19 protein-coding genes and 1 riboswitch are annotated in these 26,836 nt (G+C 62.8%); of the genes, 4 read left to right on the top strand and 15 right to left on the bottom strand.

Translation table 11 applies throughout. The features are described 5' to 3' along the window. Positions 1–171: 171 nt before the first annotated feature. The 5 genes from hemW to lepA form a co-directional block, all read right to left on the bottom strand. Positions 172–1,542, bottom strand: coding sequence for a radical SAM family heme chaperone HemW (gene hemW / locus KEM60_RS11555; protein WP_219107766.1), 1,371 nt, complete (start codon positions 1,540–1,542; stop codon positions 172–174). Between the two features lie 42 nt (positions 1,543–1,584). Beyond that, positions 1,585–2,784: a hypothetical protein gene (locus tag KEM60_RS11550; RefSeq protein WP_219107765.1), complete on the bottom strand. Its 1,200-nt coding sequence runs from the start codon at positions 2,782–2,784 to the stop codon at positions 1,585–1,587. Further along, a complete protein-coding gene (locus tag KEM60_RS11545) occupies positions 2,784–4,250 on the bottom strand; it encodes a hypothetical protein (RefSeq protein ID WP_219107764.1) in 1,467 nt (488 codons plus the stop codon). The genes KEM60_RS11550 and KEM60_RS11545 overlap by 1 nt, the downstream gene beginning before the upstream one ends. A gap of 249 nt (positions 4,251–4,499) precedes the next feature. Further along, a complete protein-coding gene (gene trmB / locus KEM60_RS11540; RefSeq protein ID WP_255574548.1) occupies positions 4,500–5,231 on the bottom strand; it encodes a tRNA (guanosine(46)-N7)-methyltransferase TrmB in 732 nt (243 codons plus the stop codon). Next, on the bottom strand, positions 5,228–7,066 hold the full coding sequence (lepA, locus tag KEM60_RS11535; protein WP_219108184.1) for a translation elongation factor 4: 1,839 nt from the start codon (positions 7,064–7,066) through the stop codon (positions 5,228–5,230). Before lepA ends, trmB begins: the two co-directional genes overlap by 4 nt. 158 nt (positions 7,067–7,224) lie before the next feature. Between lepA and KEM60_RS11530 the strand changes: the two genes are divergently transcribed. Then, entirely contained in the window at positions 7,225–7,890 is a 666-nt protein-coding gene (locus KEM60_RS11530; RefSeq protein ID WP_219107763.1) for a DedA family protein, read from the top strand. Beyond that, on the top strand, positions 7,890–8,390 hold the full coding sequence (locus tag KEM60_RS11525; RefSeq protein ID WP_219108183.1) for a type II toxin-antitoxin system PemK/MazF family toxin: 501 nt from the start codon (positions 7,890–7,892) through the stop codon (positions 8,388–8,390). Before KEM60_RS11530 ends, KEM60_RS11525 begins: the two co-directional genes overlap by 1 nt. A 71-nt stretch (positions 8,391–8,461) precedes the next feature. On the opposite strand, the gene KEM60_RS11520 is transcribed toward KEM60_RS11525, so the two are convergent. The 6 genes from KEM60_RS11520 to hrpA form a co-directional block, all read right to left on the bottom strand. Next, positions 8,462–9,148, bottom strand: a complete 687-nt coding sequence (locus KEM60_RS11520; protein ID WP_255574546.1) for a 4a-hydroxytetrahydrobiopterin dehydratase — start codon at positions 9,146–9,148, stop codon at positions 8,462–8,464. Positions 9,149–9,263: 115 nt separating this feature from the next. Beyond that, positions 9,264–10,778: an RNA polymerase sigma factor gene (locus tag KEM60_RS11515; RefSeq protein WP_219107761.1), complete on the bottom strand. Its 1,515-nt coding sequence runs from the start codon at positions 10,776–10,778 to the stop codon at positions 9,264–9,266. A 357-nt stretch (positions 10,779–11,135) separates the two neighbouring features. Beyond that, on the bottom strand, positions 11,136–12,191 hold the full coding sequence (locus tag KEM60_RS11510) for a DUF4192 domain-containing protein (RefSeq protein ID WP_219107760.1): 1,056 nt from the start codon (positions 12,189–12,191) through the stop codon (positions 11,136–11,138). Between the two features lie 159 nt (positions 12,192–12,350). Then, positions 12,351–13,031, bottom strand: coding sequence for an EcsC family protein (locus KEM60_RS11505; protein ID WP_219107759.1), 681 nt, complete (start codon positions 13,029–13,031; stop codon positions 12,351–12,353). A 68-nt stretch (positions 13,032–13,099) separates the two neighbouring features. Next, positions 13,100–14,035 (bottom strand): PAC2 family protein, encoded by a 936-nt coding sequence (locus tag KEM60_RS11500; protein WP_219107758.1) that lies wholly within the window; start codon positions 14,033–14,035, stop codon positions 13,100–13,102. Between the two features lie 78 nt (positions 14,036–14,113). Next, positions 14,114–18,283, bottom strand: a complete 4,170-nt coding sequence (gene hrpA / locus KEM60_RS11495; protein ID WP_219107757.1) for an ATP-dependent RNA helicase HrpA — start codon at positions 18,281–18,283, stop codon at positions 14,114–14,116. A 225-nt stretch (positions 18,284–18,508) separates the two neighbouring features. Here hrpA and KEM60_RS11490 point away from each other — a divergent pair, with 225 nt between their 5' ends. Then, entirely contained in the window at positions 18,509–18,832 is a 324-nt protein-coding gene (locus KEM60_RS11490; protein WP_219107756.1) for a putative quinol monooxygenase, read from the top strand. Between the two features lie 255 nt (positions 18,833–19,087). Continuing rightward, positions 19,088–20,965, top strand: a complete 1,878-nt coding sequence (locus KEM60_RS11485) for a long-chain fatty acid--CoA ligase (RefSeq protein ID WP_219107755.1) — start codon at positions 19,088–19,090, stop codon at positions 20,963–20,965. A 102-nt stretch (positions 20,966–21,067) separates the two neighbouring features. Here the strand turns inward: KEM60_RS11485 and KEM60_RS11480 are convergent, their stop codons facing one another. The 4 genes from KEM60_RS11480 to acnA form a co-directional block, all read right to left on the bottom strand. Beyond that, on the bottom strand, positions 21,068–22,381 hold the full coding sequence (locus KEM60_RS11480) for a bifunctional o-acetylhomoserine/o-acetylserine sulfhydrylase (RefSeq protein WP_219107754.1): 1,314 nt from the start codon (positions 22,379–22,381) through the stop codon (positions 21,068–21,070). Positions 22,382–22,450: 69 nt separating this feature from the next. Then, positions 22,451–22,568, bottom strand: a riboswitch (SAM riboswitch). A gap of 116 nt (positions 22,569–22,684) precedes the next feature. After that, positions 22,685–23,059, bottom strand: a complete 375-nt coding sequence (locus tag KEM60_RS11475; RefSeq protein WP_219107753.1) for an RNA-binding S4 domain-containing protein — start codon at positions 23,057–23,059, stop codon at positions 22,685–22,687. Positions 23,060–23,107: 48 nt separating this feature from the next. Continuing rightward, positions 23,108–23,719: a dienelactone hydrolase family protein gene (locus KEM60_RS11470; RefSeq protein WP_219107752.1), complete on the bottom strand. Its 612-nt coding sequence runs from the start codon at positions 23,717–23,719 to the stop codon at positions 23,108–23,110. A 409-nt stretch (positions 23,720–24,128) separates the two neighbouring features. After that, complete coding sequence (gene acnA, locus KEM60_RS11465) at positions 24,129–26,786, bottom strand: aconitate hydratase AcnA (protein ID WP_219107751.1); 2,658 nt, start codon at positions 26,784–26,786, stop codon at positions 24,129–24,131. Between the last annotated feature and the right edge of the window lie 50 nt (positions 26,787–26,836).

Raw genomic sequence — 26,836 nt, 5'->3', positions numbered from 1 at the left:
CGTTATTCCCGGGGGTTTTATCCTCTTGGTGAAAACCTGAAACTCGCAGGTCACGAGCGACTCCGGCAGATAGTTGGTTTTTTCGAGACCTCTTCATGGTTCCGATGCGCACGTGCTGACGGGGTACCCGGCCGGTGGAGAAACACAACGACATGACCCATCGGTCTGGTATTAGGCGGTGTCGCCGGCGAGGAGTCGATGGACGACAGTGTCAGCGAGAAGGCGACCTCGCACAGTGAGCACGACCCTGCGACGGTCGGTTTCAGCTGACTGCTCAGTGGTGGTGTCGCTGGGAGCGCTAACGCCGAGACCGCTCGTGTCCCAGGCTCCCGTGATGGCACCTGGCGCTCCCAGAGCAGGCGCTGCTTCAATGAGGCCGTCAGCGATCAACCCTGCGACAGCGGCGCGGCCAGCTGCCCGCAGCGAGGTCACAGGCAGCCCTTCGGCGAGTCGTGAACGCAACAGGACGTGCTCGTCGTACTGCTGGTCGGCGGTGAGGATTTCACGTTCGTGACCGGGGGCGGTGCCGTGAAGGAGCCGGTCAGCGTAGGCGCGGGGGTGTCGGACGTTCCACCAGCGGACCCCGCCGAGGTGGCCGTGGGCTCCCGGTCCGGCGCCCCACCAGTGGCCGCCGCGCCAATAGCCCACGTTATGACGGCATACGCCAGCGTCGGTGCGTGCCCAGTTACTCACTTCGTACCAGCCGTATCCGGCGGCGTGGAGTCGGGCGTCTGCGAGTTCGTATTTGTCGGCTTCGTCGTCGTCGTGGGGGGTGGGGAGTTCACCGCGGGCGACCTGACCACCCATTCGGGTGCCTTCTTCAACGACCAGGGCGTACGCCGAGATGTGGTCGGGTTCCAGGGAGATCGCACTGTCGAGGCTGGCCCGCCAGTCGTCGAGTGTTTCTCCGGGGGTGCCGTAGATCAGGTCGAGGCTGACAGTGAGACCAGCGTCTCGTGCTGCCGCCACGGCACGTGCCACGTTCGCGGGGTGATGCGTCCGGTCTAGGGTGGCCAGGACGTGCGGGACCGCCGATTGCATCCCGATGCTGAGGCGGGTCACGCCAGCGGCGGCGAGGGCGGCCAGGCTGTTGGTGGTGACCGTGTCCGGGTTGGCCTCGACGGTGATTTCGACGTCAGGGGCGACAGTGAAGACGTCTCGGGCTTGATCAATGATCGCGGTGAGAGCGTCGGTGGGAAGCAAGGTGGGAGTGCCACCACCGATGAAGATCGTGTTGAGAGGACGAACGTGCTCGCCGAGGACGGTGCTGGCGAGGTGGAGTTCTCTGGTGATCAGGTCGGCATAGGCGCCGGGCCCGGCAGGGTCATCGCCGTACGTCGTGATGGTCGACGACGCTCCGGACGATGCGGCGAGGAGGTCGCCGGGAACGTAGGTGTTGAAATCACAGTAGCCGCAGCGCACCCGGCAGTAGGGCACGTGCACGTACAGACCGAATGGTCCGGCGGTGGCGGCGCGGAGTGCCGATGAAGGAAAGGTTCCGTCGGAGGGGACGGGGACGCCGCGGGGAGGCTGGGAGGGCATCCGGTCAGTGTGGCAGAGGCGAGTCTCTCTTGCGGGCCCGGGTCAGCGGCGACGTTTGCTGCTTCCGCCGCTGCTGGCACGGGTGGGAGTGACGGCATCGGCGGCGTCAAGGGCAGCTTCGCCTTGATCGTGGACAGCTGAGGTGACCTCATCGGCGGGAAGGGTGGGGCCGGTGGGGCTCTCATAGCCAGGAGTGGCTGCCGTGGCAGGTTCTTCCATCGTGATGTCGCCAAGGTTGACATCACGCAGGGGGTCGTCAGCGACGCCGGTGCCCAACCCGAAGGTGGCCAGCATGGAACGGACGTTGCTGAGCTGGGAGGTGATGGAGTCACGCCGAGCCATAGCGGCCGCCAACTCCCGCTCGGATTCGCGGCGGATCCGTTCGGCTTGGGAGCGAGCAGTATCAACCATTTCCTGGGCTTGAGCTTTGGCTTCGGAGAGTCGGAGCGCTGATTCTTCAGCAGCTTGAGTCCGTTCTTGTTCGGCGTCGGTGCGCATGACGGTGATCCGGTCAGTGAGTCGACGCAGCTCTTCTTCTTGGCTGGCAAGTTCTGATTGGAATTCGCGGGTGGCTTTTTCACGGCGCTGTCCGAGGGTCTGTTCGAATTCGGCGGCAGCTTCGGAGGCGAGCGCGCGTTGCCGTTCAAAATAGGCTTCGGCTTCTTCGCGGCGGGCGGCGGCGTCCCGGATGGCGTCGTCGACGAGGGTCGCGGAGCTTTCTTTGGCTTCCATCAGGGTTTGTTCGGCATCGGTGTCGGCGCGTTCGCGGGTTTCGGTGGCGTACTGTTCTGCGGCCCGGCGGGTACGGATCCCGTCGTCGGTGGCGTCTTGACGGATCCGGTCGGCTTCTGTGGTGGCTTTCATCACCAGGGAGGTTGCTTCGGCTTCGGCGAGGCTGAGGATCTGGCCGACACGTTTGCCGAGGTGCACGAAACTGGAGGGGCTGTCTTCGGTGGGTAGGTCGTCATGCTGTGCCAGTTGTGCGTGAACTTGGGCTAGTTGATCACGCAGGTCACGGATGGTGTCGTCTTGAGTGTCAGCTTTGCGTTCGGCGGTGGCGAGGCGGGTGCGTACGTCGTCTCGTTCTTGCCGTACCGCGTCGAGTCTGGCTTGGGCGCGCGCGGACTCCTCACGGGCGGTGGCGACGCTCTCCCGTAACCCAGCCAGTGCTGATTCCACCTGTCCGGGGTCGAAGCCCCGGAAGACCGTCGCGAACTGCGGCGTGGCGCTGTCGGTGCTCATCAGGACTCCTCGCTGGCGGGTGTGTTTCCGGCCGGTGCTAATGGGGCCGGGTTGATGCTGCGTTTCGGGCTGCGGTGATGCTCAGGGTCGATGCCGTATTCCGGGTGGGAGGCCCGTTCGGGGACGCTCAACGCTTCGATGACGGCTTGCAGGTCGACCAGTTGTCGGGAAATGTCGTCACGTTGCGCGGCGAGGGCGGCCACTTCGTCGCGGGCGCGGGCGGCGGCGGCTTCAGCTTCGGCGCGGATGCGTTCGGCGCGTTCTTGAGCTTGGGAGGTCATCGCCATAATTTCTTCCCGGGACGACCGGTGATACTCGTACGCTTCGCGGTGCAACCGTTCTGCTTCGGCGCCGGTGCGTTCCCGCACGACGCGGGCAGCGCGTTCCGCTTCTTCAGTACGACGGCGGGCCCGGTCTTCAATCTCTTCTTCCCGAGTGTGGGCGTCGGCGATGATCTGTTCGGCGGTGGCGCGAGCTCCGCGGATGAGTGCGTCAGCTTCGGCGCGGGCTGCGGTGAGTGCGCTGGTGGCTTCTTCGCGGAGACGTTCAGCCTCGGATTTGCCTTGGGCGATCATTTCGCCCGCTCGGGTTTCGGCGCTGGCGATGAGGATGACGACTTGGTCGCGGGCATGGTGGGCGCGGGTGGCTAGCTCTTGGTGGTGGACCCGGCGTCGGGAGTCCATCTCGGTTTCGGTTTTGGCGATGAGTTCGTCGGTGGTGACGCGAGCCCAGGCGAGGTGGTCCTCAGCTTGGGTCATCACCGCAGCTGCTTCGGCTTCGGCTTCTTCGAGGCGGCGTGCCGCTTTGGCTTGAGCTTCTTCCCACGCTGCTTGGATATCGCGAGTGGCCTGGTCCTGTCGGTCACGGATGTCGCTGTGGCGGCGAGCGATATCAGCTTCGGCGGCCTGTCGTAGGGCGTCGCGTTCAGCGCGAGCTTCTTCGGCGATCGCAGCGGCTTCTTCGGCGGCGTGGGCGCGGATGCCGTCGGCGTCGGCGGCGGCCGCAGCACGCAGGTCAGCGAGGACCACTGCGTGGGTGGTGGCTTCTTCCTCAAGTCGTCGACCTTGTTCCTCGGCGTCTTGGCGGGCTCGAGCGAGGATCGCCAGCGCTTCCTCTTCGGCGGCTTCACGTCGCCGGCGGCCTGCGTCCTGGGCGCCGGTGAGGGCTTCTTCTGCGGCTTTTGCTGCCTGGGTTTGGACGACAGAGGCTTGTTCGATGGCGTCGTTAATCAGGGCGTCTACTTCGGCACGCGCTCGGGCGCGCATCTCCGATTCGTCCTTGCGGGCACGTTCGATGCTTTCCTGCGCGCGGCGGAGTTCTTCAGCCGCCCCAGCGGTGTCGACTTTGATGCGTTCCGCTTCAGCGCGGATCGCGCTCGCTTGTTCTTGAGCTTCGGATCGTACTCGGTCAGCGACGACCTGGGCGCTCGCCAGGAGGGTAAGTGTGGCTTGGACACTCCCGTCCACTGCACCTCCTCCACTGTCGGGGGAGGGGCTTTCACCGACCGATGTCATAGTGTCAATCATGGCATCCGAAGATCATTTCTTCGGGAGTTGTTGCCGTCTTGTGTCCCTGTTCTAACCAGGACGATCGACCAATCTTGATCGATTCAGTTCTCGCTTTTTATCCCACCGGTAACTAGGGTCGAGCGTCCTGGCTGCAATGACACTTCAACTGTTTTCGATTGTCATATTAGGGCGCATCATTCTCGGGCGTCACAGGCGTCGCAGTTCAAGATCGAATGAGGTACGACCCGCAGCCAGACCTTTTCGTTCGAACTTGGTCTGAGGGCGGCCCTCCCAGCGTGGCGCGAAACCGCCGTACGGATTGGTCAGCTGAGCGCAGGATTCAGTGACGGTGAGCATCTGATCGGCATAGTCAGCCCAGTCCGTCGCCAGCCGCAGGATGCCTCCGGGAGCGAGGACCCGCACAACCTGGGTGATCGTGTCGTCATTGACCAGTCGCCGCTTGTGATGGCGCGCTTTGGGCCACGGGTCGGGAAAGAAGATCCGCACTTCCTGGACTTGGCCGTCAGCCAGAGCAGTCCGGAGCAATTCGGCGGCGTCCGCTGGCAACACCCGCAGGTTAGTCAGGCCACCCCGGTGCGCACGGATCACCGTGGTCGCTGCGCCCGGTCGATAGACCTCCACGGCGAGATGATCGATGTCCGGGTGGGCTTGTGCTGCAGCAAGGACCGCATCCCCCGTGCCCGAGCCAATCTCCACGACGAGCGGGGCGCGGCGGCCGAAGATTTCCTGTTGGTCAACTTTCCAGGCCGGGTCCAGTGAGGCATCGCGGTCGCAACGCACCGGATGCACCATCCAGTCTTCGTGTTCAGCGCCCCAGGCCTTGGCGATGTGAGGGCGAACCCGGCCATCACGTCGGGCGAAGGACACCACCTCTCGGCGGATCCCGTGCGGGAGCCGCCGAGAGTCGGGCGGCGTCACTTCTTGGTCTCCACCTCATCAGAGGACAACGCTGCGATGAAAGCTTCCTGGGGGACCTCGACGCGGCCCACCATCTTCATCCGCTTCTTGCCTTCTTTTTGTTTTTCCAACAGCTTGCGCTTACGGGAGATGTCACCGCCGTAACACTTCGCGAGGACGTCTTTACGGATGGCGCGAATGTTTTCTCGAGCGATGATCCTCGACCCGATCGCCGCCTGAATGGGGACTTCGAACTGCTGGCGAGGGATCAGCTTGCGCAGCTTCGTGGCCATGGACACCCCGTACGCGTACGCCTTGTCCTTGTGGACGATCGAGGAGAACGCGTCAACCTGCTCTCCTTGCAGCAGGATGTCTACTTTGACCAGGTCGGCAATCTGATCGCCGTCAGGTTCGTAATCCAAGGAGGCATAGCCACGGGTTCGGGACTTCAACTGGTCGAAGAAGTCGAAGACGATCTCAGCGAGTGGCAGCGTATAGCGCATCTCTACCCGCTCCGGGGAGAGGTAGTCCATTCCCCGCAGCGTCCCGCGGCGCTGCTGACAGAGCTCCATGATGGCGCCGATATATTCGCTGGGGGCCAAGATGGTGGCACGCACCACCGGCTCGCGGACCTCGGCGATCTTGCCATCAGGGAATTCGCTGGGGTTGGTGACCTCAACGATCCGCTTGTCTTCCAATGTGACGTCGTATTCGACGTTAGGCAATGTCGAGATCAGATCCAACCCGAATTCTCGCTCCAGGCGTTCGCGCACAATCTCTAGGTGCAACAAACCTAAGAAGCCCACTCGGAACCCGAACCCCAGCGCTGCTGAAGTTTCTGGCTCGTAGACCAATGCAGCGTCATTGAGCTTAAGTTTGTCGAGGGCGTCGCGCAATAGCGGGTAGTCGGTGCCATCAATCGGGTACAGCCCAGAGAAGACCATCGGTTTGGGGTCGCGATATCCCCCGAGAGCGTCTGTCGCCGGTTTGCCTTGGTTGGTGACGGTGTCTCCAACCCGGGACTGGCGCACATCCTTCACCCCGGTGATCAGATAGCCCACCTCGCCGACTCCGAGCCCCTTGCACGGCTCGGGTTCTGGACTGGACACGCCAATCTCCAACAGCTCGTGGGTGGCGCCGGTACTCATCATCAGGATCCGCTCGCGCGGATTGAGGTTGCCATCGACGACCCGCACATAGGTGACCACGCCGCGATAGGTGTCATACACCGAGTCAAAAATCATCGCTCGACTCGGCGCATCTGGGTTACCGGTGGGTGCGGGGATCGTACCGACGATGCGATCGAGCAGTTCCTCCACCCCGGCACCGGTCTTCCCAGAAACGTGCAACACATCCTGAGGGTCACACCCGATCAGTCCGGCGAGCTCCTCGGCGTACTTCTCCGGTTGGGCTGCAGGCAAGTCGATCTTGTTGAGGACCGGGATGATCTCCAGGTCGTTTTCCATGGCCAGATACAAGTTGGCCAACGTCTGGGCCTCGATACCCTGCGCGGCATCAACCAACAGGATCGCCCCTTCGCAGGCGGCCAGTGACCGCGACACCTCATAGGTGAAGTCCACGTGACCGGGGGTGTCGATCATATTGAGGCAGTACGTCGACCCCTCACGTTCCCAGGGCATCCGCACCGCTTGGGACTTGATGGTGATGCCCCGTTCGCGTTCGATGTCCATCCGGTCGAGGTACTGCGCCCGCATGGCGCGTTCCTCCACGATGCCGGTGATCTGCAGCATCCGGTCGGCCAACGTCGATTTGCCATGGTCGATGTGAGCGATGATGCAGAAATTGCGGATCAGCTCAGGCGGCGTCGCGTGCGGCGGCAACGCGGTGCGGGCCATCGGTGACACGTGGAAGTTTCCCTTCGACAGGACATGAACGGCATCGGGCAGCACCGGTACGGAGCGGGTGGCCTCGGCGGAGCACTGTTCATCATCCCACGGTTACCCGTACGGTCCGATCAGCGGGATAGCAGGGCGGGCAGGCACACTTGTCCGTGATGAACGTCGACGAGATCCTTCAGACCATTCCCGCCGAGGCGGTCTATGGCGTGGTGGGGCTGGTGATCGGGTTGGAATCCCTCGGGATCCCCCTGCCCGGCGAGATCACCCTGGTCGCCGCCGCGCTGCTATCCACCGACTCTCGCTTGTCCATTTCTCCCTTGTGGGTCGCCGCCGCGGGCGCCACCGGCGCCATCGTGGGCGACTCCATCGGGTATGAGATCGGCAAACTCTACGGATACCGCCTGTTGCGTTGGCTTCGCCGACGCTTCCCCGGGCACATCAATCCCGAAACCCTCGCCTACGCCACGTCGGTCTTTCACCGCAACGGGCCAGCCACGGTGTTCTTCGGACGATTTATCGTCCTGCTGCGCATCATTGCTGGGCCGCTGTCTGGCGCATTGAAGCTGCCGTACCGGGTGTTCCTGCCAGCGAATGCCCTGGGCGGGATCACCTGGGCGATGAGCATGACGTACGGCGTCTACTACCTCGGTCAGGTCGCGGAGAAAGCCTTCCAAGGGGTTGCCTGGATGGGCCTGCTGATCCTAGTGGGCAGTGGCGTCGTGACAGCGACCTTGATGCGTCGACGGATGCAACGTGAAGTGCGTTCCTTCGCAGCCTCCCATCCCGATATGGTCGCAGCCATGGATGAGGCGACCCGGTGATGCGCCGGTGGTGGGGCTCAGCGATGGCCCGTGCCCGGACATTCCTGTCCGGCACCCACCTGCGACGTACTCTCCCCCGACCAGGCCCGGCATATCCCGGTGACGTCGTTGACCCAGTGCGCGTGAGTTATGACCCCCATGACGACGACCAGCCGGACCCTGGGGAGATCGTCTGGGCGTGGGTGCCCTATGAAGAGGACCACTCCCAAGGCAAGGACCGTCCCGCGCTCGTCATTGGACGGGACGGCTCATGGCTCTTGGCGCTACCTGTGACCAGCAAAGACCATCACGTAGACGCTGACAGCGAAGCCCGGGCGGGACGATACTGGGTGGACATCGGCAGCGGCAGTTGGGATGCGCGTCGCCGACCGTCGCAGGCTCGGGTCAACCGAGTGGTCCGGTTGGCTCCGTCATCAGTACGACGCATCGGGGCCCGGTTGGATCGGCGCCGATTCGACGACGTCCGTACGGCGATGGCACGCCACCACCGATCTGCTTAACGTCTTTGTCGGCTCCGCCATGGGTGATGCAGACCTGCGCCCTGCTCGACACCGAAAACCGATCGGTCACATCACCGCCCGGTGACCGCACACAGACACGACCGGTTACCGTCGGCGTCCTCCACCACCCAGAACGAGGGCGCCGCCGCGTCACTGACCAGGGTGCCTCCAGCTGCGATCACCGCCTGCAGCCGTCGGCCGACGTCGTCCGCTGGCACCCAGACGTCAAAATGCCACCGTTGCTCGACATCCTGTGCGGGCAGCGGCGCACGTCCAGACGACGTGGCATCCGGCGAGCGTGGCTCCTGCCACCAGATTGTCGGCACCTGACCACTGGGGTCTACCGGCTCACCACCCACCAGGTCGCTGCCCAACAGGGCGGCGTACATCGGTCCATGACGGGAACCGTCGGCCGTGTCCAGTCCGATCTCCAAGATCGTCAGCCCGGTCACGTCCGACACCGCTCCCACCTGATGAGCCAGCGAGCTGACGATCCGCGCCATGTCACAATCACGCATGGTGACACCGCCCACGTCATGACTGGTCAACGTGACCATGACCTCCGAAGAAGTCACGGTCATCACTGGATGATGATCTGCGGCCTCGGCAGCGTGGCCGATGCGTGTCACCAGGTCCAGCGCACTGCGATAGTCCGGGAGGGTGAACCGCGCTTTGAGGACGTCACGGAGATGACGCCAATCGGCCAGCTCGCACGCCTCCACCGCAGCCGGGCTCAGCACCGTCTTCGAATCATTCACTCCACCAGCCTGACACGTGGCGACGCCGCGCGAGGACATCGAAGCACAGTGATGGGGGCACCGGACTCACCGGCGCCCCCATCACTGATGGCGTATCAGGTCACGGCTGTCAATCTCAGTCCAGGTAGTCGCGCAACACCTGAGACCGCGACGGGTGGCGCAGCTTGCTCATCGTCTTGGACTCGATCTGCCGGATGCGCTCGCGTGTCACGCCATACACCTTGCCGATCTCGTCCAGGGTCTTTGGCTGGCCATCGGTGAGCCCAAAGCGCATCGAGACCACGCCAGCTTCCCGCTCAGACAATGTGTCCAACACGGAATGCAGCTGCTCCTGGAGCAGGGTGAAGCTCACCGCGTCCGCAGGCACAACAGCCTCGGAGTCCTCAATCAGGTCACCGAACTCGGAGTCGCCGTCCTCGCCGAGCGGGGTGTGCAGCGAAATGGGTTCACGGCCGTACTTTTGGACCTCGACCACCTTCTCAGGGGTCATGTCCAGCTCTTTGGCCAACTCCTCCGGGGTGGGCTCGCGGCCCAGGTCCTGCAGCATCTGGCGCTGCACCCGGGCCAGCTTGTTGATCACCTCAACCATGTGCACCGGGATACGAATGGTGCGGGCCTGGTCAGCCATGGCCCGGGTAATGGCCTGGCGGATCCACCAGGTCGCATAGGTGGAGAACTTGAAGCCCTTGGTGTAGTCGAACTTTTCGACCGCACGGATCAGACCGAGGTTGCCCTCCTGAATCAGGTCGAGGAAGAGCATGCCGCGACCGGTATACCGCTTGGCCAGCGAGACCACGAGGCGCAGGTTGGCCTCCAGCAGATGGTTCTTGGCGTTACGCCCGTCCTGAGCGATCCACCACAGTTCCCGCTTGAACTTATTCTCGAGCTCTTCACCCGAGTTGAGCTTCTCCTCTGCGAAGAGACCCGCCTCGATACGTTTGGCGAGTTCGACTTCCTGCTCCGCGTTAAGGAGGGCGACCTTACCAATCTGCTTCAGGTAGTCCTTGACCGGGTCGGCGGTAGCGCCGGCGGTCACAACCTGTTGAGCAGGGGCGTCATCATCATCGTCATCCCGAAGGACGTAACTGGCTTCTTCCTCGGCGGATTCCTCCCCAGAACCAGCCTTGCCGGATCCACGACCAGAAGCAGCTGCTTCCTCTTCGTCGTCCTCGGTCTCGACCTCTTCGACCTCATCGGTCTCTAGGACATCCAGGTCAGCCACGACGGTGTCGGCCGCTTCGATCTCTTCAGGCAGGTCACCATCGAGACCGGGCTCGTCCGCACCAGCTGCTTTGGCGGCAGCTTTCTTCGCCGTGGTCCGCTTCGTAGTGGTCTTCTTGGCCGCAGCCTTCTTTGCGGGTGCCTTCTTTTCCTTCTCCGCTGCGGGTTTGGCGGCCTTCGGGGCGCGCGGCGCGGTGAGCCGCATCTCCCCGTCGACCGTGAAGCCCTGCTCCAGAAGGGCTTTCAAGATTTGCTTACGGCGGGCGGTCTTCAACCCGTCAGCGTCCATCGCCTCGGAGAGCGCCTCCGCAGTCACAGAGCGGCTGCGTGCAGCTGCCTTGACGACCTTCGTGACGGTAGCTTCCGTCGCGCTGGATCGTGACGTGCGGGACCTTGTTGCGTTCGGCACAGGCTTACACCGACACCTTTCGTCGTCACGGGACCTGCGCGCCCCGACAGCGCAGGCCCACACCTGCCGTCTGGTCAGGTGGTGGGGTCATCGTGTCTAGGATCGGGGTGACTGCCGGGACTGGATGCCATCGCCTGTTCCAGCCAGCGATCATCGCCGGTCAGCCTTCTGACGAACATTATAATCGGGCCCCTGACAGGACGCGCGCGGTGAGGTCGACGGCGCGGCTCCGGATCGCAGTGAAACCCCCTGGCAGCCCCTCCTCCGCACCGTCTTCATGCAGGTAAAGGCCTGTTTTGGGGTTTTCGGTCACCGTATCGTCACCATATGCATGTGCAGAAATGGCCTGAGACATGCTCAGGCAACAAGGTCTCGGGGTCGCAAGCCAGCATCGACGACCCGCCGTAACAACCCAGCCAAGACGTGCCCTGGAGCCAACGCTGACCGGTCCCTGGATCCGCCTGAAGCCATCGGATCTCCCAACACCCGATCCAGACAGACCGACGCGATGGTGCACTCCCCCAACCACCAGGCATAGGCGCCGATCATCACCACCAGATCTGCGCGATGTCCCGCCGGGAGTCGTCGAGCAAACTCCATCAGCCTGGCCAAGCGTTCGCTTCCCGCTCCAGCGTCCTCGCGTCCGCGATGCGGCGGCGCACCCCACATCCGCTGCCGAACGGTCTTAGACGCTCCCGGAACCTGCTTTCCCAGCAACCCGGGACACAACCAGTCGAGGATGCCATCCCGGAACAGATAGACCTGCGCCGACGCCACCACCATCGCAGCCTGTTCCTCAGTGAGGTGCTCCGCGGCGACGGAGAGATCCAGCAACGGCGTCCATGCCCGATACACCTCCTCCACGCTGGACAGATCCACCGCAGCGAGAGCCGCCAACTGATACGGCGCCACTCCTTCCACCGGTTCGATCCGGTCGACCAAAGCGTCCCGATCAGCGACCGGCGCTACCCCCAAGGCCACCAATTCCGCCAACTGGGGAGTCCGAGCGGGCGAGGGGATCGGCGTACCCCCAGGTGGGCAACATTGACCGTCAAGACAATCCAACGACCACCACCGACCATCAGCGACCACTAACCGATCGAGGACATCGATTCCGGCCGCAGTCATCGACGTCGTGACTTTCTCAAGACCCCGCACCTGGGTCACCGGGTTGTCGTCGTACGCCACCAACATCACCCGGTCGGACCCATCAGCGCGAACGGTGCGCACCACCTGCTTGAGCAAGCGGATGGGATACCGATCCTTGCCCACCAATCGATCCACCCGCTGGATCGGACCGACCGTCGTCCCCCGCAACGCGATCACCACCACTGAATGCAACGGGTGATACCCCAAGACATACGGCAGTGAAGTCAATACGTCGGCGGGTCGGGAAAGGCGCAATGTCGTCATACCGGTCAGCGTCGCCGCAGCAGCCCGCCCACCAACCCACACCACCGCCACGCTGTGGACGAAGCACCCGACGATTCCGCCCTGTGGGCAATCCTCAGCGGCGTGACAACACCACCCGAATCACGCTGAAGCTCAGCGACAGTCAACGCCAAACGACGCTCAACGCTGCGGGAACTCCGTACGCACCTGAGCGGCAATCTGACGCACCAAGACCCCATCCATCCCGGCACCCAGCAAGCCACCCATGACGGGGACACCGCGCCCCAACCGAGCAAACGTCTTTTTGCCCACCTGCGTCAGCAACCGGAAGCCCACCGCCTTGTTGACCGCCATCATCAATGGACCCGGCAACTGCTGCGTCGCCAACGATGCCAACCGACTCGTACCGACGTAACCAACCTTCGCCAAGACATCCTGCGCATCCGCGCCCACCAGGGACAACAACACCGCAGAACGCACCGACCCCTCCTGCAGGTCATACCCCCGCAGATGCGCGATCGCCGCCGCCATCCGGGTCGCCACGATGTAGAAACCAGCAACATTCGCAGGCAACGCCACCGGCAAGGTGACGAAACCACCCAAGCCCGTCACAAAACCCCCGGCAGCAGCCAACCTCGTGTGCTCCCACACGACGGCGTCAATCGCCTGCGGCACCGTGCCCCGGCGTCGTAACGCCTCGTCAGCAACAGCTTCGGCCGAGGAAAAAGCCCCCTTGCCATCGATGCCCACCGACAGCAGCCGCTCCACGAACGCCGTAGCCGCTCCCGCCACACCCTGGCCATCATCCTCATGGGGTTGTAGCTGCTGGGACGGTTTATCCGATCTGTCGAAGACACCCACCAGTTGGTCCTCCTGCTCGTCACGGACCGGTCAGCTGACCGACCCTACCCACCCTGCACCGTCACCACTCACCGGGAAAAGCCCGGACCAACTTCCGGTTCACCGTCCTGACGCCGCAAAAACGCCTCGAACTCCTCGCCCAACTCATCAGCGGTGGGGATCTTCGAATCGTCACCGGCCAGCAAAGCCTTGCGCTGCTGCCCAGCGACAAACGAGTCGTACTGCTCCTCCAACGCGTCAATGACCGCCGGCGCATCCTCAGTGGTCGACACCTCCGAGGCAATCGCCCGCTGATTATCCGCCGCCGCCACATGCAATGCCGCGTCAGGCAACGCCAGCCCAGTCGCAGCGACCAAGTTTTCTAATCCCGCCAACGCCGCCGCCGGGAACTCCGCCTGCGACACGTAATGCGGGACATGCACAGCAAAACCCACCGCCTGCCGACCCGCTTCACCCAGGCGCAACTCCAAAAGGCTCGACAACCCGGCCGGGACCTTCACTTCGCCGAACACCGGTTCACGACCGTGGATCAACCGCTCATCGGTGGCATGCGCCGTCACCCACAGCGGCCGCGTATGCGGCACCGCCATCGGGATGCCATACACCGTCGTCACCAGATCCACGCCAAACCGATCCACCAGAGAGAACACCGCTTCGACAATCCGTTCCCACTGATAGTCCGGCTCCTTACCGGTCAACAGCAGGAACGACGTACCGTCGTCGTCGAACACCTGATAGAGGATCAACGACGGGTCGTCATACGCCGTCCAGCGATCCCGGTCGAAGGTCATCAGCGGACGCCGCCCCCGATAGTCAAACAACTCGTCAACCTCGAAGGTGGCCACCACCCGATGATCCAACGTCGCCAACAGATGCGAGACGAGGATCTGCTGGGTGTGCCCCGCATCGAGATACCCCTGGAACGCCACCACCATCACTGACGCACGCAGCGACTCGATGTCGGCATCGGTCTCGAAGAAATACAGATCATGCGGGTTACGCACCCCGGTCTCCTCCCGGTAGACACGTGTCCTTGCTCACCGGGACCAACGCCCACACGCCCCGGCTGATTCCCGACACGCTCATCGACCTCGTGCGTCCTCCACCGCATCCATCGCCGTGTAGATCCGTTTTTCCGAGACCGGGTACGCCGTGCCCAGCCGCTGTGCGAACAGACTCACCCGCAACTCCTCGGTCATCCACCGCAACGCCACCACATCGGCAGCATCGCGCTCGCCCGGCGGCAAGCCAGCCACCAGTGTCGCCCGCTCGCTCTCCACCCTCGCCACCGTCTCAGCCCGAGAACCATCCCGACGTAGATCAGTCGGGGCCTTCTCCAGACGTTCCGTCATCGCGGCGAGATACCTCGGCAGATGCCGCAACTGGGCCAGCCCTGTCGCTGCCACAAAACCATCACACACCAACGCCTCCAATTGCGCCGACACATCAGCCTTCAACCCCGCCACCGAGGCCGCCCGCATCGCATCCAACGACAACCGCAACGACAACGCCCGATCCAGCACCGGGTGTACCAGCTCCACGATCTCAATGACCTGCGGCACGATCTCCCGACGTACCGCAGCCAACGCCTGATCAAACTGTGCCGCGTCCCGCATCCGCCCCTCTGGGGACGCCGCGACCAACCGAGCCACGATCGCATCCACCGCACACGCCAAAACATCGTCGAGCAGCGCCGGGACTGAGCCATGTGGATTATGACCCAATGCCAACTTCTGCTCGTTGCTCAACAATCCGAGGATCCGCTGCCAAGGCGCCGTTGTGTTTAACAACAACAACCGGCGAATCCCTAACCGAGTCGCCGCCTGTTGCTCCCGGACACTGCTCAACACCTGCACCGCGACCGAATCACCCTGATCAACCAGCGCCGGATATCCCTGCAACGTGCCGCGGGCCCGACCTCGGTCCTTAGCGAAGGTGGCCGGCAGCTCGCCAAACGACCACGACGTCAACCCCCGTTTTTCGACATCGCCAGCGGCCTGAGCCATCGCAGTGCGCATCGAGGGCGCCAACGTCTCCTGCAACGCCGCCAGGTCTTTGCCCTCGCCCAGCGTCCGACGGCGAGAATCCTCCACCCGGAAGGTCATCCGCAGATGATCAGGCACCCGTGACAACTCAAAATCAGAGGCCGACACTCGCACCCCCGTGGTGATCCACAACGCCCGGGCCAGCTCCGAAGCCAACCGACCCTGGGCAGGATCCGCTTCTGCTAAAGCTCGCTGGGCATGATCTGGAGTCGGGACAAAGTTCTTCCGCAACTGCTTCGGCAACGACTTCACCATCGCCGACGCCAACTCAGCCCGCATCCCCGGAACCAACCAGTCAAAACCGTCGTCCTCGACTTGGTTCAGCACGTCCAGCGGAAGATGGCAGGTCACCCCGTCAGCGTCCGCTCCTGGCTCAAACTGATAGGTCAACCGGAAGGACAAGCTGCCTTGTGTCCACGTCTGTGGGTAATCTCGCAAAAACGCTTCATCAATACCCCCCGACTCCTGCGCAACCACCACGTCCTCAGTGAACGTCAACAGATCGGGACGACGCCGCCGCTCCCCTTTCCACCACGCATCAAAATGCGCCGCCGACACCACATCAGCAGGTAAGCGATGGTCATAGAACTCGACCAGATCTTCATCATCGACGAGGAGATCTCGACGGCGAGCCCTCGACTCCAATTCGGTCAGCTTCGCCACCAGTTTGCGGTTGTCATGGAAGAACCGGTGAGAAGTGTCCCAATCACCTTCCACCAAGGCATGCCTGATGAACAGATCTCGGCTGACGTGTGGGTCAATGCGGCCGTACTGCACGGTCCGGTCCGTCACCAGAGGAACGCCGTACAGGGTGACTCGTTCCGTGGCGATCGCTGACCCCGACGATTTGGACCAGCGCGGCTCCGAATAACTGCGTTTAACCAGGTGAGCGGCAGCTGCCTCCACCCAATCCGGATTAGTGCGGGCGTTAGTGCGAGCCCACAACCGAGTGGTCTCCACCAGATCCGCCGACATCACCCAATCGGGTTGGCGACGGAACAACGTCGACCCCGGCTGGATCGAGAACCGGGCTCCCCGGGCGCCCAGATAGTCTCGCTTTTCGTGATCACGCAGACCGACATGCGATAACAACCCGGCAAGCAAGGCCCGATGGACCTGATCCGGACTCGCAGCCGCAGCGTTCTCTACCAGGTCTAGGTCACGGGCTACGCCTCGCAACTCTCGATGCAGATCTTGCCATTCCCGAATGCGCAAATAATGCAGGAACTCTGTCTGGCACATCCGCCGAAACGCGCTACCTGACTTTTCTTTCTGAGCGTGCTTCACATGACGCCATAGATTCAGAATCGTTACGAAGTCAGAATGCTCATCCTTAAACCTGGCATGCTGCTGATCGGCTTGAGCCTGCTTCTCAGCGGGCCGCTCTCGCACATCTTGGATGGACAATGCCGACACAATGATGAGCACCTCCCGCAGCGCCCCTTCATGGGCAGCCGCGAGGATCATGCGCGCCATCCGCGGATCCACCGGAACAGCCGCCAGCTGTCGGCCGATCGGAGTCAATCGTTGACGCTGATCATGAGCTTGCGGGTCGATGGCATTCAGCTCGTGCAGCAGTCGCAACCCGTCCGTGATCATGCGGCTGTCCGGCCGATCGACAAAGGGGAATCGAGCGATCTCTCCCAAGCCAAGACTCGTCATCGACAAGATCACCGACGCTAGATTCGTTCGCAAGATTTCCGGATCAGTGAACTCCGGCCGCGCATCGTAATCGTCTTGCGCGTAGAGACGAATCGCGATGCCGTCAGAAACTCGACCGCATCGGCCAGACCGCTGATTCGCGCTGGCCTGACTGATGGGTTCAATTGGCAGTCGCTGAACCTTCGTCCGCTGGGAATATCGAGAGATCCGCGCCACCCCCGTATCGACGACGTACCTGATCCCAGGAACTGTCAATGAGGTCTCAGCAACGTTGGTCGCCAACACAATTCGACGCCCTGCATGACGGGAGAACACTCGGTGCTGCTCTGCTGCAGACAGACGTGCATATAACGGCAACACCTCAGTGTCAGGGAAACTCATTCCTTCCAAAGCATCCGCAGCATCCCGGATTTCCCGCTCACCCGATAAAAACACCAGGATGTCGTGTCCACCATCGCCGCCCACCCCACCGCTACCCTCAGCGCCGCCACCTTCGGTCCATAACTCCTCGACTGCCTCACAGATGCCGCTGACCTGGTCGATCTCGACCTGCACGGGCGTGCCACCTGGGGTCGATGACGGTTCTGTGCGCACCAACGGGCGGTACCGCACCTCCACTGGGAACGTGCGTCCCGACACCTCGATGATGGGGGCCGGGGTGCCATCGGCGGCAGCAAAATGTGTCGCAAATTTCTCCGGGTCGATCGTCGCCGACGTCACAATAACTTTCAGATCAGGACGACGCGGGAGGAGCTGTTTGAGATAGCCGAGGATGAAATCAATGTTGAGGCTGCGTTCATGCGCTTCATCAATGATGATCGTGTCATAACGACGCAGGTCCCGGTCACGTTGCAGCTCGGCGAGGAGCACACCATCTGTCATGACCTTCACGAGCGTGTCACGGGTGGTGTGGTCGGTGAAACGCACCTGGTAGCCGATGGCACCGCCGATTTCGACGTCCAATTCCTCCGCGATGCGTTCTGCGACGCTCCGCGCAGCGATCCGACGGGGCTGAGTGTGTCCGATCGCACCGTTGATGCCCCGGCCCAACTCCAAACAAATCTTCGGCAGCTGCGTCGTCTTCCCCGACCCAGTCTCACCGGCCACGATCACCACCTGATGGTCACGGATCGCTGCCGCGATGTCCTCCCGCCGTGCAGTGACCGGAAGGTCCGGATACGTGATTGTTGGAACGGACGCTCGGCGCCGTTCCCGGAACGCCTCACGCCGAGTGAGGCGTTCCGCGCGCTGTTCAGGTGTTTCCGGTCCCCGACGGCGTTCGCCTCGTTCAGTGCTGCCCCGTCGTCCGGCGTTCTCTCGTGGTGCGGAGTGTCGGCGTTCGACGGGTCGGTCTTCTCGAGACGGACGTGCCCCGTCTCTGCTGACAGCGTCGGTACGGCGTACGTCGTTGGGCTCGGGTGTCGCTGCGGGACGAGGACGTCGGTGAGGATTCTTGGGGGGACGACGGCCTTTTCCGCCGCCGGTTTTGCGATTCGTCGGGTCGACGGGTTCATCACGGGGAGGCTGCGGAGGCTGGTAGGGCACGCCGACCAGGATAGACAGGGGCTGCTGATGACGGAGGCCAGGATCAGTAGCCGGTGCGTTCTGGGATGACCACGATATCTGCGGTCTCAGTGGCGATCGGCAAAGACGAGGGAGGTTGATGATCTCTCATGCGTTGCAGTGTGGTGCATCGCAGCAGGGTGATGTGAAGGAGTGACCGGCTGGTCGGCGGCCAGCATGGAGGTCGTGGTCCGTAGGCTGACATGCATGATTCTCATCAACGTCAAGTTTGCCGTGAAACCGGAACATGCCGATCGCTGGGCCGACATCACTCGTGAGTTCACCGAGGCGACTCGCGCGGAGCCGGGCAACAAATGGTTCGAGTGGTCACGCAGCCTGGATGACCCCCACACTTTTGTGTTGTTGGAGGCCTTCGAAGAGGGCGACGCCCCGGAGAAGCACATCAACAGCCCCCATTTTCAGGCGATGCGCCGGGAGTTCCCCCAGTATCTGTCGTCGACCCCGCTCATCGTTTCTTGCCCGGTTCCAGTCGACGATTGGGGACCCATGGGAGAAATCGCTGTCGACTGACGTGGTCAGCAGTCACTCGTAGCGCGGTGCCGATGGACTGCTGCCCGGACCGTCCTGCCTATGGTTTTGCCCTGTGGGCGACCGGGCGGTCCGGGCTGGGACTTTTCGGCGTATTAATGGCTTACTTTGGGCATCATCGACACCGACCACTGGGCGGACGCGACGTGGTCGCTCCCCCGGGTTTGCGCGGGGCTTCCCCTCTGAGCGTCATGGTGATTCCGGTCATTCCGCCCTCGGATGAGGGGAAGTCACGTCATGCGCGTCGCCTCTGCTGCTCACGAGGTTGTGGACCACTCCATCTTGGAGCAGCGACCACCGAGCGTGGCGCATCTGTTTCGACAGCGGGTTGCTGCTAGCGCGACAGATATTGCATACCAGTTTTTTGATGGCGATCAGTGGTCTTCTTTGTCGTGGGCGGAGACCAAAGAATCGGTGTGGTCGTTGGCTGCGGGTCTGATCGGGGTGGGGGTGGATATAGAGGATCGGGTGGCATTGATCTCCACGACTCGTCTCGAGTGGGTGTTAGCAGACCTGGCGGTAATGTGTGCAGGCGCTGCGACGACAACGGTGTATCCCAGCACGATGGGCTCAGATGTGGCGTATTTATTGCGCGATTCTGGCAGCACGGTGGTGTTCGCTGAGGATGCCGCGCAGGTCGCAAAGGTGCGCGAGCATCTGTCAGAGCTTCCAGCGCTACGGCAGATTGTGTGTTTTGACGACAATGTAGCAGACGGTGACCTGGTGATCGGGTTCACGGAATTGGCTTCTCGTGGGGGGATGGCTTTAGCTGGGGATCCTCATATGGTGGATGATCGGATTGATCTGTTGACCAAAGATCATCTCGCTACGATTATTTATACTTCTGGTACGACGGGTCCGCCGAAGGGGGCGGAGTTGACCCATGATGCGTTTGTGTGGGCGGGGGCATCGGTGGCGTCGGTGGGTTTGTTGACCCCGCAGGACCTGCAGTATTTGTGGTTGCCGTTGTCGCATGTGTTTGGCAAGGTGTTATTGACACTGCCGTTGACGATTGGTTTTCCGACGGCGGTCGATGGCCGACTCGACATGATCGTCGACAACGTGGCGGTGATACAGCCGACGTGGATGGGCGCTGCGCCTCGCATTTTTGAGAAGGTGAAGTCAAAGGTCGAGTTGACGTTAGCGGAGGCCAGCGGGATGCGGGCCGGGTTGATTCGGTGGGCGTTGGCTGTCGGTGATGTGATGTCGGAGGCGCGGCAGCAGGGGCGATCACCGGGCCTGTGGCTTCGGATGCGATATGTCGTTGCTGATGCACTGGTATTGCGTCAGGTCCGGGACCGCTTCGGGGGACGGATCCGATTTTTCATTTCTGGTTCGGCGCCACTGGATCCGCAGGTCGCACGGTGGTTTGCTCGGTTTGGCCTGTTGATTTGTGAGGGATATGGGTTGACTGAGACGGCGGCATTCACGACGGTCAATCGTCCCCATGCGGGGTGTTTCCGGTTTGGGTCGATTGGGTGGCCGGCGCCGGGTGCGCAGGTGCGGATCGCGGACGATGGGGAGATCTTGGTGCGTGGACCTGGGGTGATGCGGGGATATCACGGTCGACCTGACCTGACCGCAGAAGTGTTCACGCCGGATGGCTTTTTTTGCACTGGGGATATCGGGGTGCAGGATGAGCAGGGTTTTGTGACTATCACCGACCGGAAGAAAGATATGTTCAAGACATCCGGCGGAAAATATGTCGCCCCGGCGCATATTGAAGCGCAATTTAAGGGATTATGTCCATATGTGAGCCAGTTTCTCGTGATCGGCGAGGGTAAGCATTATGCGAGCGCTCTGGTGACTGTGGATGCCGACGCCATCAGGACATGGGCAGCTAAGAATGGGATGGCCGGGTCGTCGTACGAAGAGATCGTCAGTTCTGCGCAGGTTCGCGACTTAATTCAAGGCTATATTGACGAGTTGAATTCCCGCCTCAACCGATGGGAGACCATCAAACGCTTCTCCATTCTCGAGCGAGACCTGAGTGTGGAAAATGCGGAACTCACTCCGAGTATGAAATTACGCCGCAAGGTCGTGATCAGGAATTTCTCGGAGACGGTGAACCGTTTGTATGAGGACGGTGCGGCGGGGACCTTGACCGAAGGGTAGCGTCATCCCAGTCCGTGTGCACCGCGCCACAGGGCATCATCGGTGATTGAGCGCAGAGAGGTTGGATCGGGCGGCCGGGGCGGTCCCCGGCCACCCGAACCGTCACAGAGAAGCTGCGGCGGCGAAGCCCTTGCGCAGGTCAGCGAGGATGTCTTCGATGTGCTCGATCCCCACAGCGAGACGGATCAATCCGGGGGTCACGCCCGCGCCTGCGCGGTCAGCGTCGCTGCCTTGGCTGTGCGTCGTGGAGGCAGGGTGGATGACCAGCGAGCGGACGTCACCGATATTGGCCACGTGGCTGTGCAGCTCCAAGGCATCAACGAAGGCCTTGCCCGCTTCCAATCCACCAGCAATCTCAAAGCTGAATACCGCGCCTGACCCCTTCGGGCAGTACTGCTGCGCCCGCTCATGGTCGCGGTTGCCGGGCAGTGAAGCGTAGTTGACCGACTCCACCTGCGGGTGGGCCGCGAGGAACTCGGCCACCGCCCGCGCATTGGCGACATGCCGTTCCATCCGCAATGACAGCGTTTCCACGCCTTGCGCCAGCAGGAACGCATTGAACGGCGAGACTGCGGCACCGGTGTCTCGCAGCAAGTCCACCCGCGCTTTGAGGATGAAGCTGAGATTGACACCGAAGGCCGAATCGGCGCCGAGATCACGAGCGTAGACAAGCCCGTGATAACTCTCCTGTGGGGTGGTGAACTGCGGGAATTTGCCTGGTTCACGGCCATAGTCGAAGGTGCCGCCATCAACGAGTGCGCCCACGATCGCCGTACCGTGTCCACCGAGGTATTTCGTCGCTGAGTGGATCACGACGTCCGCGCCATGCTCTAGGGGACGGATCAGGTAGGGCGTGGCGACCGTGTTGTCGACGAACAGCGGCACTCCAGCCTCGTGCGCGATGGCCGCGACGGCCGCGATGTCGAGGATCTGCTGATCGGGGTTGGAGATGCTCTCCCCGAGGAGGAGTTTGGTGTTCGGCTGCACCGCGGCGCGCCACTGCGCCTGGTCGGCCGGGTCCGCCACGAAGGTCGTCTCGATCCCGAGGCGTGGCAGCGTGTATTTCAGCAAGTTGTAGGTGCCGCCGTAGAGCGCCGCCGAGGCAACGACATGGTCACCCGCCTGAGCGACGTTGAGGATGGCGTACGTCGTGGCGGCCATCCCGCTGGCGAGCAGGAGCGCACCGACGCCGCCTTCCAGAGAGGCCAGGCGATTTTCGACGACCTCAGTGGTGGGATTGCCAAGCCGGGTATAAATCGGCCCCAGGTCGGTCAGGGCGAACCGGGCAGCGGCGGTCTGGGCGTCGTCAAAGACGTACGACGTGGTCTGGTAGATCGGTAGCGCCCGCGCACCCGTGCTCGGATCGGGGGTTTGACCTGCATGGATTTGGCGAGTTTCGAAGGCCCAGTCGCTCATGGTGCTCCTTGTGCCGGCGGGGTGGCTGCCGCACACCCCGGAGGTGGATGGTGTCGGGGACCACGAAGGTGCCCGCGCTTGTGAGCCGTCCTCGTGACGACCCACCAGGTCTTCACCCGGGGCACCCCGCCGCGGTGGGAGGGTTGCCGACCAGCAAGCCGGGGCTGTGACGCTGGTACTCATGACCTGTGGCGAGGATACCCAGCCTCATCCGCGATCCGGAACGGCCATCCCACGATGCGGAAAGGCCCTGAGGTGCAACAACCTGAGATGACGACGACACCAACGTCTCCGCGGGGTGAGTCACCGCCCGCGCAGATGATCCAGCTGCCGCCGTTCACGTTTGGTGGGTCGACCCGCACCGCGCTCACGCATCCCCACCGCGGCAGGTCGCTCCGCTCGCGGCGGGGGCGGCGGAGTTTCGTCAATCATCGCGGTCGCCGCCACCGGGGCGCTCACTCGTTTGGTCAACAACTGCACCACCACCACGGTGCGAGTCACGGGCCCCCCGGTGACCACCACCCGCTGGCCTGGACGCACCGATGTCGCAGGTTTTGCTCGGACCCCGTCCACCTGCACGTGACCGGCTCGACAGGCCGTTGTAGCCATCGACCTGCTCTTGAACACACGCACCGCCCACAACCAGGCATCGACCCGTACGCTCCCGACCTCCACCATGACGTCAGCGTACGACCTGCCTGCTGTCCTGCGGCCCTGGCACGTGCTTCACCCTCGAGCCGGATAGTGGCCTGCTTCCAACCGGATTAAGAACCGCATGATGCGCCGCCACATCAGCTCCGTCAGATCCGAGTCGAATTCCTCGTCCAACCCAGGATCGGAAAAGAGATGCTGATCACCGGGATAGAGATAGACGCTGCTGCACGATCCGGCCCGAGCCGCCAACCGGGCCAGCCGCACCGGGGCATACTCATCAACCCAGGGGTCGTCGACCATGTGGTGGCAGTCCACCGGAACCCCCAATGGCCACGGTTCGTCGTCGTACGCACCACCACCACCGATGAGTACGGCGCCACGAGCCCCTGGTCGATGAATGGCCATCTCCTGAGCGATCCCTGCCCCCATCGAAAACCCCAGATAGACCACTGACTGGGGAAGATCATCGACAGCCGCCCACGCTCGGTCGACCACAGCGGTCCACCCGAGGTCTTCCATCCGCATCATCCCGGCGGCATAGCCCTCACGACCACCCTCAAAAGCCTGGCCGTCATACAGATCCGGGGTATGCACCCGATGCCCGTGATCCGCCAGTCGACTCGCCGCATCGACGATGCCCGGCCGCAGACCCAACGCCGAGTGGAAAACCACCACTTCAGCCACTACACGTACCCTCTCCGAGAAGTGGCACCGACCCGGCACCTGCCATCCAAGCGTCGACGTGACGCCTTCGGTGCCACCACAATGCCACCGCCACGCAACGAACGGTGGCGAAGGATGATGAACTCTGCCGAGCCCGTCATCAGTGGCCGCACACCTCGCGCGCGTCCCGTCTGTCACTCGGGATGAACAGACATTAACCCCTGCAGATGCACACCCCCTGAATCCTGGCAGCACGGATCCTGCCAGCTGGACAAGCCACCGCTCCCACCGACGACCACACAGGCGAGGGCGCCCCGTCAGGCCGTAGCCTCACGGGGCGCCCCCTCACCGACTGCGCACCACGTGCCGGAGTCAGCGATGTCACCATCGCCGAGCCAGCTCGCCGTGCCCACCCGAACACCACTCGAGATCAGGCGTTGACCAGACCACGCAGGACATACTGCAAGATGCCGTCGTTGCGGTAGTAGTCACGCTCTCCAGGGGTGTCAATGCGCAGGACAGCGTCAAACTCCACGACGGTGCCATCAACCTTGGTCGCAGTGACATGCAAGGTCTTCGGGGTGCGTCCCTCATTGAGCTCAGTGACTCCGGAGATGTCAAAGGACTCCGTGCCATCCAAGCCCAGAGCATCCGCACTCTGACCGGCAGGGAACTGCAACGGCAGCACGCCCATCCCGATGAGGTTCGACCGGTGGATCCGCTCGTAACTCTCCGCGATGACCGCCTTGACCCCCAGCAACCGGGTGCCCTTAGCCGCCCAGTCACGGCTGGACCCCGAACCGTACTCCTTGCCACCCAGGACGACCAGCGGCACCCCGGCCTGCTGATAAGCCTGGCTGGCCTCGAAGATCGTTGTCTGTTCTCCACCATTGAGGAAGTTGCGGGTGAATCCGCCTTCGACGCCGTCAAGCAGCAAGTTCTTCAACCGAATGTTGGCGAAAGTGCCGCGCACCATCACCTCGTGGTTGCCGCGGCGGCTGCCGTAGCTGTTGAAGTCCTTGCGCTCCACACCGTGCTCAGCCAGGTAGGCCCCCGCCGGGCTGTCCGGCTTAATCGCCCCAGCCGGGCTGATGTGGTCGGTGGTCACCGAGTCACCCAGCTTGGCAAGCACCCGGGCGCCACGGATATCCGCCACCGGAGTCAGCTCCATGGTCATGCCCTCGAAGTACGTCGGCTTGCGCACGTACGTCGATGCGGCATCCCAGGAGAAGGTGTTGCCTTCAGGGGTGTCCAGGCTCTGCCATCTGCTGTCACCAGCGAAGACATCCTTGTAGTCCTCGACGAAGATGTCCCGGGTGATGGACCGGGCGATGGTCTCCTCGACCTCTGCTGGGCTGGGCCAGATGTCCCGCAGGAAGACATCTTGACCATCGGAGTCCTGGCCGAGGGGCTGAGTCTCGAAATCGAAGTCCATGGTCCCGGCTAGGGCATACGCAATGACCAGTGGCGGGGAAGCCAGATAGTTCATCTTGACGTCCGGGCTGATCCGGCCTTCGAAGTTGCGGTTGCCCGACAGGACTGCGGTGACAGCCAGGTCGTTGTCATTGATGGCCTTGCTGATGTCTTCATGCAATGGCCCCGAGTTGCCGATGCAGGTGGCGCAGCCATACCCCACGAGATGGAAACCGAGGGATTCCAAGGCGGGCCACAGGCCGGCGCGCTCGTAGTAGCCGGTGACGACCTGGCTGCCGGGGGCCATTGATGTCTTCACCCACGGCTTGGCCGTCAAGCCTTTGGCCTGAGCTTTGTGGGCGAGCAAGCCTGCAGCCATCATCACTGACGGGTTGGAGGTGTTGGTGCAGGAGGTGATCGACGCGATCGCCACGTGCCCATTGCCCACAGTGAAGGTGCCCTTGTCGGTGGTCACCTCGACAGTCTTGGTCGGGTCAGAGGTGTACGTCGGCAGGGTCTTGGCAAAAGTCGCCTTGGCTGCGGACAGTTCGATGCGGTCCTGCGGACGCTTAGGCCCGGCGATGCTGGGCACCACGGTGGACAGGTCAAGTTCGAGCTTCTCTGAGTAGCGCGCCTCGACCGTCGGGTCGAGCCACAAACCCTGTTCCTTGGCGTAGGCCTCCACCAGGGCGAGCTGGTCCTCGTCCCGACCGGTCAGGCGCAAGTAGTCGAGAGTGACCTGGTCAATCGGGAAGATCGCACAGGTGGAGCCAAACTCCGGGCTCATGTTGCCGATCGTGGCGCGGTTGGCCAGCGGCAGTGCGGCCACACCAGCGCCGTAGAATTCGACGAACTTGCCGACCACGCCATGCTTGCGCAGCATTTCGGTGATCGTGAGAACAACGTCGGTGGCGGTGACACCGGTGGGCATCTGGCCGGACAGTTTAAAGCCGACGACCCGCGGGATGAGCATGGAGACAGGCTGACCCAGCATCGCCGCTTCCGCTTCGATACCGCCGACACCCCACCCGAGCACACCCAGGCCGTTGACCATCGTGGTGTGGGAGTCAGTGCCCACACAGGTGTCGGGATAGGCCTGGCCGCCACGGGCCATCACCACTCGCGCGAGTTTCTCAATGTTGACCTGGTGGACAATGCCGGTGCCCGGGGGGACGACCTTGAACTCGTCGAACGCTGTCTGTCCCCAGCGCAGGAACTGGTAACGCTCCTGGTTGCGCCGGTATTCGAAGTCTTGGTTGATGGCAAAGGCGTCTTTGCTGCCTGCCACATCGATCTGGACCGAGTGGTCGATGACCATCTCGGCGGGCGCGAGCGGGTTGATCCGCGCGGCGTCGCCACCGAGCGCGACGACGGCTTCACGCATCGTGGCCAGGTCGACGACGCACGGGACTCCAGTGAAGTCCTGCATGACGACTCGGGCCGGGGTGAACTGGATTTCCGTGTCGGGTTGGGCGTCGGCGTCCCAATTTCCCAGCGCACGGATGTGGTCGGCAGTGATGTTGGCACCGTCTTCGGTGCGCAGCAGGTTCTCCAAGAGGATCTTCAAGCTGTACGGCAGGGACTGACTGCCGTCGACCTTGCTCAGCCGGAAGATCTCGTAGGAGGCCTGGCCCACCGTGAGGGTGCCCTTGGCCTGGAAGCTGTCGTGGCTCACGTCTGGCTCCTTCGTGAATTATCTCGACATCAAGATATCTAAGCACACCC

It is taken from the genome of Austwickia sp. TVS 96-490-7B (assembly GCF_019331795.1).
GTDB lineage: Bacteria > Actinomycetota > Actinomycetes > Actinomycetales > Dermatophilaceae > Austwickia.
The sequence above is the reverse complement of the archived record's forward strand: the minus strand, read 5'-3'. Positions and strand labels throughout refer to the sequence as shown.